The sequence below is a fragment of the Magnetospirillum aberrantis SpK genome (genome assembly GCF_011022235.1).
Lineage (GTDB): Bacteria > Pseudomonadota > Alphaproteobacteria > Rhodospirillales > Magnetospirillaceae > Magnetospirillum > Magnetospirillum aberrantis.
The window spans coordinates 81,254-92,002 of record NZ_JAAIYP010000033.1; the positions used below are offsets into that span (position 1 = coordinate 81,254).

At 63.4% G+C, this 10,749-nt stretch carries 7 protein-coding genes and 1 pseudogene; 2 read left to right on the forward strand and 6 right to left on the reverse strand.

Translation table 11 applies throughout. From position 1 onward, the window contains the following. Position 1: 1 nt before the first annotated feature. From G4223_RS06305 to G4223_RS20195, 3 genes are read right to left on the reverse strand one after another with little or no spacing between them, the layout of a single operon-like run. Positions 2-1,105, reverse strand: coding sequence for a DegT/DnrJ/EryC1/StrS family aminotransferase (locus tag G4223_RS06305; protein ID WP_163676648.1), 1,104 nt, complete (start codon positions 1,103-1,105; stop codon positions 2-4). Then, positions 1,102-2,124, reverse strand: coding sequence for a Gfo/Idh/MocA family oxidoreductase (locus tag G4223_RS06310; RefSeq protein ID WP_163676650.1), 1,023 nt, complete (start codon positions 2,122-2,124; stop codon positions 1,102-1,104). The genes G4223_RS06305 and G4223_RS06310 overlap by 4 nt, the downstream gene beginning before the upstream one ends. Beyond that, positions 2,121-2,615, reverse strand: a complete 495-nt coding sequence (locus G4223_RS20195) for an acyltransferase (RefSeq protein ID WP_163676652.1) — start codon at positions 2,613-2,615, stop codon at positions 2,121-2,123. Before G4223_RS20195 ends, G4223_RS06310 begins: the two co-directional genes overlap by 4 nt. Positions 2,616-3,008: 393 nt before the next feature. Between G4223_RS20195 and G4223_RS20360 the strand changes: the two are divergent. Together G4223_RS20360 and G4223_RS06325 are read left to right on the forward strand one after the other, a co-directional pair. Beyond that, positions 3,009-3,455, forward strand: a pseudogene (locus G4223_RS20360) (tyrosine-type recombinase/integrase); the annotation flags it as partial. 75 nt (positions 3,456-3,530) lie between these two features. Then, positions 3,531-3,896, forward strand: a complete 366-nt coding sequence (locus G4223_RS06325; protein ID WP_163676654.1) for an MmcQ/YjbR family DNA-binding protein — start codon at positions 3,531-3,533, stop codon at positions 3,894-3,896. A gap of 194 nt (positions 3,897-4,090) precedes the next feature. On the opposite strand, the gene G4223_RS06330 is transcribed toward G4223_RS06325, so the two are convergent. The 3 genes from G4223_RS06330 to G4223_RS06340 are packed head-to-tail and all read right to left on the reverse strand — an operon-like array spanning position 4,091 to position 10,734. After that, positions 4,091-5,176, reverse strand: coding sequence for a response regulator (locus tag G4223_RS06330; protein WP_163676681.1), 1,086 nt, complete (start codon positions 5,174-5,176; stop codon positions 4,091-4,093). A gap of 27 nt (positions 5,177-5,203) precedes the next feature. Continuing rightward, entirely contained in the window at positions 5,204-6,370 is a 1,167-nt protein-coding gene (locus G4223_RS06335; RefSeq protein ID WP_163676656.1) for a response regulator, read from the reverse strand. A gap of 11 nt (positions 6,371-6,381) precedes the next feature. Then, positions 6,382-10,734: a response regulator gene (locus tag G4223_RS06340; protein ID WP_163676658.1), complete on the reverse strand. Its 4,353-nt coding sequence runs from the start codon at positions 10,732-10,734 to the stop codon at positions 6,382-6,384. Positions 10,735-10,749 lie beyond the last annotated feature (15 nt).

Consider the following 10,749-nt stretch of genomic DNA (forward strand, 5'->3'; position numbering starts at 1 on the left):
CTCAGCCCTCCCCACCATCGACCGCCCTGATCACCGCGCGGCATACCTCTTCCACCTGACCGTCTTCCAGTTCCGGGAACATGGGCAGCGACAGGGTCTCCGCGGCGATGCGCTCCGACACCGGAAAATCACCCGCCCTGTAGCCCAGGCCGGCATAAGCCGGCTGAAGGTGGACCGGAACCGGATAGTGGATGCCGGTACCGATGCCGGCCTGATCCAATTCCGCACGGACACGGTCGCGATCGACGACGCGCACCGCGTAGACGTGGTAAACGTGCCGACAATGGTCGGGCGGACTTGGACGCCGGATAGCGCCCAGATTGCGGTCATAGCCCGCCGCCGCCCGCCGCCGCCCCTCGGTCCAGTCCTCGATATGCCGCAGCTTGACACCCAGGATGGCGCCCTGGATGCCGTCCATGCGGTAGTTGAAGCCCTGGAACAGGTGTTCGTATTTCCGAACCTGCCCCCAATCCCGCAGAACCCGGACCCGTTCGGCCAAGGCGGGATCGTCGGTCACGACCGCTCCGCCTTCGCCACAGGCTCCCAGGTTCTTGCCCGGATAGAAACTGAAGCAGCCCAGCCGTCCCATCGAGCCAGCCCGCTTTTCCCGATACTCAGCCCCGTGGGCCTGGGCGGCATCCTCGATCACAGCGATGCCCCGGCGGGCAGCTATGGCGAGGATGGGTTCCATGTCAGCCATCAGGCCATGCAGATGAACCGGCAGGATCGCCTTCGTTCGCGGCGTGATCGCGGTCTCAAGCTGGGCGGCATCCATGGTCCAGGTGGATTCGTCCACATCAACGAAGACCGGTCGGGCTCCGGCGTAAAGAATGGCGGCAACAGTCGCCACGAAGGTCATGGGAACGGTGATCACCTCGTCACCGGGTTCGACCCCAGCGGCAAGCAACGCCAAATGCAATGCCGCCGTGCCCGAACTGACGGCAACCGCATGCTCGGTCCGGCAGTAGCGCGCGAAATCGCCCTCGAACCGCTGGACCGCCGGCCCCAGGATGAACTGCCCGCTATCCAGAACGCCCTTCACTGCGGCCTCGATGTCGTCGCGGACTTGGTCATACTGCCGCCGCAGGTCGAGAAACGGTATCATTTCCCCGTCCTTTCGCTCAGGGCTACCGGCCGGCCGCGCTCCCGCATGGACAGGCTGGCGGCCTCCAGGATCTCGACCACCCGCTGGCCCATGGCTCCGTCGGTTTCCGGGCGCTGCCGGTTCTCGATACAATCGAGGAAGTGATCAGTTTCCCGCCTCAGCGCCTCGACGGAATCGAGATTCGGCGCCCACATGTCGCCGACCCGATAGCCGATCAGCATCTTGTAAATCTCCTCATCCTGCTCTGCGACGGTGATCCCCTTGTCGTAGATCTTGATCTTTTCGCTGGGTTCGAGGTCGTCGTAGACAATCATCTTCTTCGAACCGCCGATTAACGTTCGGCGGATCTTGACCGGCGCCAGCCAGTTGGCGTTGACATGCGCGACCGTCTCGTCGTCGAAGAACAGAGTCAGGAAGGCGAGGTTGGCGGGGCTGCCCGTCACATGGGACACCCCGCTGGCGGACACCGCCACGGGATGACGACCCAGGACGTATTCGATGATGGACAGATCGTGCACCGCCAGATCCCACAACACGTCCACATCGTGCTGGAAAAGCCCAAGGTTCACGCGCACCGAATCATAATAGTAGACCTGCCCCAGGTCTCCGTTTTGAACCAACTCGCGGATTTTCCGCACCGCACCGGTATAGACGAAGGTGTGATCCACCATCAGCACCAGACCGCGTCGTGTCGCCTCTTCGATCAGGCGGGCACATTGGACCGAAGTCGCGGCCATCGGCTTCTCGATCAGCACATGCTTGCCAGCCTCGAGCGCCGCCAGCGCCAACTCGTAATGGGAACTGACCGGAGTGGCAATCACCACGGCATCGATGTCCGACGTCAACATGGTCGCCACGTCGGTAGTGGTTTGCGCCGTGGGTGCGAATCGAGTCGCCCGTGCCAGCTTGGCCGGATCCAGATCGCAGACCATCGCAACCGCTGAGCGGTCATTGTCATGGAAGTTCCGAATCAGGTTCGGCCCCCAATAGCCGCAGCCGATCACGCCGATCCTTATCACAGTTCTTCCTTTCCGGTTTCGGGAAACCGCGTATCGCCGACGACACGGGCGGGGACACCGGCGACGATGGCGAAGGGAGGAACATCCCTGGTCACGACCGCGCCCGCGCCGACCAAGGCGTTCTCTCCGATCGTACAGCCGGCCACGATGGTGGCATTGCTGCCGATAGAAGCGCGGCGCTTGACGAGGGTGGGCGTTACCGTCCAATCCTCGGCACCCTGTAGATATCCATCATCTGTCGTCGCACGAGGATAAAGGTCATTGGTGAACATGACACCGTGACCGATGAAAACCTCGTCTTCGATGGTGACGGCCTCGCATATGAAACTATGGGAGGAAATTTTGCAGCGTGACCCGATAGTCGCACCTTTCTGGATTTCAACAAAAGCACCAACGCGACTTTCGTCTCCAATCTGGCAACCATAAATATTGACGAGATCAGGTTGGAATATTTTGACTCCCTTCCCCAGGCTCACATCCTTTATGGGCATCCCCAACCCCTTATCCATATGCCGGCCGCCGTGGTTTATATCACCGGCATTCTATGCACGCCATCATGGCGCGAAAGCTTGCCCCACTTTTCCTGCCGTCCCAAAACGGGGCAATTTCACCCCGGCGAATCGATTATAAAGCGGACCAGATCGATAAAATTGTGGGGGAGTAAAAGTAGCCCGGCAGGTCGTTTCAAATATGAACCTATGCCGTATCGTTACATGTTTCAAAGGTCCCAGAAGCAGCAATTGACCTGCCTTGGGAAATCTCCTCCAGTTTGCAGTAGAGTCCGGCCCATCAAAGGACGGACGACATGAAGCGCAGGAGGTTCAGTAAAGAGCAGATCATCGGCATCCTGAAGGAACAGGGGGGGCAGTCGCCGCACCGATCTACAGCATCCGTGGCGGCGCATCCGCGACAAGGCCAATCTTCCCGATGTGCGCATCCACGATCTGCGCCATTCCTATGCCAGCGGCGCCCTTGCCCTGGGTGAAGGCCTCCCGATGATCGGCAAGCTGCTCGGCCACACCCAGGTGCAGACCACCGCCCGCTACGCCCATCTCGCCAACGACCCGGTGAAGCTGGCTGCCGGGCGGGTGTCCGATACTATTGGGGCGGCAATCATGGGCAAGGCGACGAAACCGGCCAAGTGGCAAAGCGAGAATGGGCGCCCGCGCAATGTCCTCCTCTCCGTCGAAGAGTATGAGCGGCTGAAAAAGCGCGATCAGCAGGCGTTCACCCAGCCCGATCTGGTCAATCAGGTGCTGGAGGTGACGCTGGAGAATGAGGCCGACGCGGAGATGCGGGTGGTGCGGTATGCGTTGCCGGCAGGGGAGTGACGGCAAAGGGATTTGATTTGGCCTCGTTGGGCCGATGGCGAACAGGACCATAAGCGGGCAATCTGGACGGAACGGATGACTTACGAGGAATTCAACGCGTTCTGCCGAGCGCTTCCCGCCACCACCCATGTGGTCCAGTGGGGCGGCGCCGACGTTTGGAAAGTCGGCGGCAAGGTCTTCGCGATCGGCGGTTGGGACGAAGGCGAGCCGAGCTTCGTCTTCAAGGTCAGCGACCTGTCCTACGAGATACTCAAGGAGCAACCGGGCTTGCGTCCGGCGCCATACTTGGCATCACGCGGCCTCAAGTGGATTCAGCATTATGCCAAGCCCGGTCTGTCGGATGGCGATCTGCGGGACTATATCCGCCGGTCGCATGCTATCGTCGCGCTAGGCCTGTCAAAGAAGAAACGGATCGAGCTGGGTCTTGATGGGCGGCGCTGAAGGGGGAGGCCTGACAAATTATCTTACTCGTTTCGGCAATGACGGGCCGGAAGAAGGCTGTCTGCTATCGGCGTTGGTTCTGAAAAAGCGGACGTCGAGGGATAGTTGAATCGCGGCGCGGGCAGGAAATTCTGTCGAATTCCGATCTTCATGACCTTTGCCCACCCCAAGCCCACGACCGGCATGATAACCGCCTAATCCGGGTCCGCGTACTGTTTGGCGATGGCCCGGAATTCCTCCTGGATGCCGACGAAGGCGTCCACCACGTCGGGGTCGAAGCGGCGCCCCCGTTCTTCCACGATGGTGGTGACCGCCGCCTCGTGGGGCATTCCCTGCTTATAGACGCGGCGGCTGATCAGCGCGTCGTACACGTCCGCCACCGCCATCAGGCGCGCCGACACCGGGATGTCGTCGCCGGACAGGCCTTCGGGATAGCCGTTGCCGTCCCAGCGCTCATGGTGGAAGCGGGCGATCTCCTTGGCGGTGGTCAGGAACTCCAGCTTCTTGCCCAGCCAACGTTCGGCATGCTCGATGGCCGAGCAGCCCTGGGCGGCGTGGGTCATCATGATTTCAAATTCCTCGGGCGCCAGCGGACCGGGCTTCAGCAGGATGCTGTCGGGAATGCCGATCTTGCCGATGTCATGCAGAGGCGCCGACTTGAACAGCATGGTGATGGCCTGCTCGTCCAGTGCACCGGCGAAGCGCGGATGGGATTGCAAGGCCGAGGCCAACGCGCTCATGTAATACTGGGTGCGGCGGATGTGATTGCCGGTCATCAGGTCGCGGGTTTCCGCCAGCGACGCCATGGCCAGGATTGTGACGTCCTTGATGGCAGTGACCTCCTTGGTGCGCTTGGCCACTTCGCGCTCGAGGAAGGTGTTCTTGTCGCGCAGGAAATCGGCGGCGTTCTTCAGCCGCAGATGGGCCTTGATCCTGGCCTGGAGGATGGAGGGACTGACCGGCTTGGAGATGTAATCCACCGCACCCAGGTCGAAGCCTTTCTTTTCGTCGGCCATGCGCGACAGGCCGGTCAGGAAGATCACTGGTACGTCACGGGTGCGGGGAGCGGCCTTGAGCTGCCGGCACACCTCGTAGCCGTCTATGTCCGACATCATGACATCCAGCAACACAAGATCGGGCGGCTCGTTGGCCTGAGCGACCTTCAGGGCCTTTTCGCCGCTGTTGGCGACCTTGACGCGATAATCATCCTTCAGCAGTTGCGAGATGTGCGTCAGATCCTCCGGCGTGTCGTCCACCAGCAGGATCGTCGGCCGTTCCATGGATTCCGAGGCACCAATCACGCTCGTTCACTCCGTCTCGGCAATGGCGGTCCCGGCCTGGGACAGCAGCGTCCGCTTGCGTTCCATATCGGCATCGGAATCGGAAAGATCATTGGCGATAGCGCGGAATTCGTCCTGGATATCCAGGAAGGCGTCCAGGATGTCGGGGTCGAAATGGCTGCCTCGCCCCTCGACCATGATCTGGACGGCCTCGTCGTGGGGCATAGGCTTCTTGTAGACACGGCGGCTGATCAGCGCGTCATAGACGTCGGCGACCGCCATCAGGCGCGCCGACAGCGGGATGTCGTCGCCCGCGAGCCCCAACGGATAGCCGCTGCCGTTCCACTTTTCCTGGTGCGAATAGGCGATTTCCTTGGCCAAGGTCAGGAATTCCACCTTCGAGCCCAGAGACCGCTCGGCATGGGTGATGGCGTCGCGGCCAAGCGTGGTGTGCGTCTTCATGATTTCGAATTCTTCGGGGGTGAAGCGGCCGGGCTTCAACAGGATGCGGTCGGGAATGCCAACCTTGCCGATATCGTGCAGCGGCGCCGATTTGAACAGCATGTTGATGGTGGCATCGTCCAGTTGGGCGGCAAAGCGCGGATGGCCGCGCAGCTTGGTCGCCAGGGCCTGGATGTAGAATTGGGTGCGGCGGATGTGGTTGCCGGTTTCCAGATCCCGCGTCTCGGCCAGGGACGCCATGGCCAGGATGGTGACGTCCTGGATCGCCATGACCTCCTCGGTGCGCTTGGCCACTTCCACCTCCAGGAAAGCGCTCTTGTCGCGCAGGAAGTCGGCGGTGGCCTTGAGCTTCAGCTGGGTGCGCACACGAGCCAACACGATGGGCGGGCTGATGGGCTTGGTGATGTAGTCCACCGCCCCCATGTCCAAGCCCTTGCGCTCGGCATCCACTTCCGCCTTGGCCGTCAGGAAGATCACCGGGATGTCGCGGGTCTCTGGCGTCTCCTTGAGGCGCTGGCACACCTCGTAGCCGTCCATGCCCGGCATCATGATGTCCAGCAGGATCAAATCGGGGGGATTGTCCGCCGCAGCGACCTTCAAGGCCTTCTCGCCGCTGCTGGCCACCTTCACCCGGTATTCATCCTTGAGCAGACTGCTCAGGACCGCCAAATTGTCCGGCGTGTCGTCCACCGCCAAAATGGTGGCCCTTTCGAGAAAGCCCCGGTTTTCCATCGCTCAGATCCTCATACGCTGCCCATGGCCCGGTTCAAGACAGCCAGCGCGGCTTCGAAATCGAAATCCTTGATGGCGGCGTGAAGGCGGGAGTACTCCTCGGGAAAGGCGGCCGCCAGCAGGCCGGTATTCTCCTCCAGCACATCGTCAACCTCCGCGTCGTCTTCGGCAAGCAGGTTCCGCAGGCGACGGCACACCTGGTCCAATACGGCCCGGTCCACCTCCGCGCGGATCACCTCCTCCTCGGGTGGCAACCGATTGTCCAGGGCGGCGATCAGGGTACCGAGGGGCTGACGCAGCACCTCGATGGCGTCTTCCACCGCGTCGCGCGGTGCCCGTTCGGCCAAGACGGACTCCAACTCCCCGGCAGGGACTTGGACCTCGTCCGCCCCGATCATGCCGGCCAGACCCTTCAGGGTGTGGGCCAAACGCTCGGCCGTCTGCCAGTCTCCGGCGTCCAGGGCCGCGCAGATATCGTCGCAGGAGGTCCGGCGGCTGGCGGCGAACTTGCGCAGCGATGACAGGTAGAGCCACGCCTTGCCCTGCACCCGGCGCAGGCCGCTGGCCATGTCCAGTCCCGGGATGTCCGGCAGGGCCGGCTCAGGCGCGTCGGCGACGGCCCGAGGCGCGGCGGGCGCCCGTTCGCCCGGCGGGATCCAGCGCAGCAGGACGCCCCACAAATGCTCTGGATCGATGGGCTTGGCGGCGAAATCGTTCATGCCTGCTTCCAGGCAGCGATCGCGGTCGCGCTGCATGGCGTTGGCGGTCATGGCGACAATGGGCAAATGGTCGAAGCGGCCCAGTCTGCGGATTTCCCGCGTGGCGGTGACGCCGTCCATGACCGGCATCTGCATGTCCATGAGCACCAGATCGTAGGGCTCCTCCTGCACCCGGGCCAGGGCGGCGGCGCCATCACCGGCGACATCGACCACGAAGCCGGCATCGGCGAGCAGTTCGGTAGCGACCTCCTGGTTCAGTTCGTTATCTTCCACCAGCAGGATGCGCGCGCCCCGGATGGCGGCCAGGCTCTCGAGCGAACACGATATGCCGCCCGCCGGCTTGCGCGGCTCGGCGGCGGTGAGGCCGCCGAACAGCCGGATGACCGTGTCGAACAGCACCGAGGCGCTGACCGGCTTGATCAGCACATCCTCGATGCCGGCCTCGGCGATCTGGTTCAACACTTCCTCGCGGCCATAGGCGGTGACCATGAGCAGCCGCGGTGCGGATTCCAGGCCCAGCGCCCGAATCTGGCCGGCAGTGGCGACGCCGTCCAGGTCGGGCATGCGCCAATCCAGCAGCACCAGGGCATAGGGTTGACCAGCCGTCGCCGCCCGCTTGATCTCGTCCACCGCCGCCAGGCCGGAGTCCACGTCGGCCACCTGGAAGGTCATGCTGGACAGCAGGTCGCACAGGACGGCGCGGGCGTTGTCGTTGTCGTCCACCACCAGCACCCGGCAACCGCGCAGGTCGGGCGACGGCAGCAGTTCGCGCTTGCGCTGGGTGCCGACGCGCAGGCGTGCGGTGAACCAGAAGGTGCTGCCCTTGCCAAACTCGCTGTCCACCCCGACCTCGCCGCCCATCAGTTCGGCCAGGCGCTTGCTGATGGCCAGCCCCAGGCCGGTGCCGCCGAATTTCCGCGTGGTCGAGGTGTCAGCCTGCTCGAAACTCTGGAACAGACGGCCCTTCTGCTCATCGGTGATGCCGATGCCGGTGTCGCGCACGGCGAAGTACAGCAGCACCTCGTCCTCGGTGCGCTCCGCGATCCGGGCGATGATGTCGATCTCGCCCTTCTCGGTGAACTTGATGGCGTTGTTGGCATAGTTGATTAGGATCTGGCCCAGCCGCAACGAATCGCCCACCAGGGCGCGCGGCACCTCGGACGGGATGTCGAACACCAGTTCCAACTGCTTGGCATTGGTCTTGTCGGTCAGCAGGTTGGCGATGTTGTCGAGCATGGCGTCCAGGTCGAAATCCGCCTGTTCGATGGGCAGCTTGCCGGCCTCGATCTTTGAGAAATCCAGGATGTCGTTGATGATGATGCCCAGCAGGTGCTGGCCGGCACCTTGGATCTTCCTGACGTAATCCCGCTGGCGGGGCGTCAGCTCGGTCTTGAGTGCCAGGTACGACATGCCGATGATGGCATTCATCGGAGTGCGGATCTCGTGGCTCATATTGGCCAGGAAATCCGACTTCATGCGGGTGGCGTCCTCAGCCATTTCCTTGGCGTGGGTCAGCGCGGCCTCGGCCGTCTTGACCGCCGTGACGTCTTGGAAGAAGCCGGCCCAGATGATGGCTCCATCGCCGCCGATGGGCAGAGCCTCCATGTGCACCCAGCGAGCCTCGCCATCGGTATCCAGGCGGAATTGGACCGAGAAGGGCGCTCCCCGGCCGATGGCGCCGGTCACCTGCGCCTCCAGCCCGTCCCGGTCGGCCCGCAGCACCGCGCCGTACAAGCGGTCACCGTTGGCCTGCAACTGCTCGCGCCCGACGCCCAGGATGTCGTAGACCTGCCGGCTCAGGAAGGTGAACCAAAACAGCTCGCCCTCGCTGCGCAGTTCGAATACCGCCACCGGCACCGAATTGGTCAGGGCCCGCAGGCGCTCCTCCGCCGCCTGGATTCGGTGCAGGGCGTGCTCGCGCTCGGTGACATCCAACCAATAGCCGTTCCACACCCGCGTGCCATCGGCCAGCAGCGAGACCATGGATCGGGTTTCGATCCAGCGGAACGCGGAATCGCCGTCCATGACCCGGTACAGCAGGTTGGTGGGCATGTTGTCGCGGATACATTGGATCAGGGTGTTGCGCGCCGTCTGCCGGTCGTCGGGGTGGACCCGCTTCCAGCGTTGGTCCGGATCATCCAGCAGCGACGACGAGGGGATTCCCCAGATTTCCTCAGCCTTGGCGCTGACGAAGCGGAAGAGTTCGGTGTCATCGGGCGCGACTTCGAAACGAAAGGCCGCGCAGGGGAGCGAATCGGCCATGTCGCGCATGAGTTGGCGCGACCACTCGGCGGCACGGCGGGAATGCTCCAGTTCGCGGGTGCGATCCTCGACGCGGGTTTCCAGGGTGGCGTTGGCTTCCTCCAGGCTGGCGGTGGAGGCCTGGAGCGCGACGCGCATGGCTTCCTGGGCCGAGGCCAGGGCGGCAATCTCCTTCAAGTCGGAGCGGATGTCCACCGGCCGTGCCAGGTCCATGCGCCCGATGCGCGCGCTTTCCTCGGCCAGGACCTCCAGCGGCACGGCGAAGCGGCGGGCAATGGGCAAGGTGACCAGGGCCGCGAAGACCAAGGTTCCCACGATCAACGCCACCAGCAGCACCGCCTGCTCGCCGCTGATCGGCACGAAATCCTGCCGGGGAGCCATCACCCCCAGCCAGAACGGCTGCTTGCCGATGAAGATGCGGCCGAAATGGGTGAACCAGTCCACACCCTCGAACGTCATGGCGTTCAGGCTGCCGTCCGGCCGCCCCTGCTCGTTCCAGCGGCGCCACCCTTCGGCCAGGAGCGGCACCCCCTGCTCCGCCAGGGGCTTCAACACCGCCTTCTTGATTTCGTCGTCGCTGGAGAAACGCTCCGCTCGGGGAACGCCGACCAACTGCCCGGCATCATCCAGCAGCATGCCCACCCCGCTGGTGCCGGCGGTGATCTTGCGGGTGAAATGGGACAGGTCCAGCAGCTTGACGTCATGGGCCACCACATAGCGACCGCCGTCCGGTGCGGTCCAGCGACTGGACGCCGTGATGCCCGGTTCCTTGGTGGTGAAAAAGATGTAGGGCGCGGTCCAGAACACGTCGTCGTCCCGATCGAGCGCCATGGCGCCGCCGAACCAGGGTCGCCGACGAGCGTCATAGTCGCGCTCGAGGATCTCGGTCTTTTCCAGGACGCGATTGCCGCTCCAGGTCATCCAAGTGGTCTTCTTGCCCCAACGTTGGGGATCACTGAGCCGGTTGATCCACTTGCCGTCGGCGTACAGCAGCAAAATTTCACGGCCGGATTCATGGGCCACCAGCACCGACGAGATTTCCGGGTGGTTCTCGATGACCGGGAAGAAGAATTCGTTGAACTTCTCCACCTGATCCAGTGTCAGGCTGTTGTTCAAGCCCCAGTGGCGGCTGGTGTTGAGCGTGACCTCGACCGTCGCCAGCAGGCGTTGGACCCGCGAGTTCAATTCACCCGCGGTCTGGCGCATCTGGGTGTCGGCCAGGCGCTCGATGGTCGGGGTGACGATCAGGGCGTAGGTGGAGACGGCGAAGACGCCCAGCGCCATCACGGCGATCAGGAAAGCGCGGACGAGCAGGCTGCCACGAACCGACACGCCGGATGCGGCCGGGGACGAAGACAAGGACTGTGGTACCGGACCGACCATGTCCCTCACCCCTAG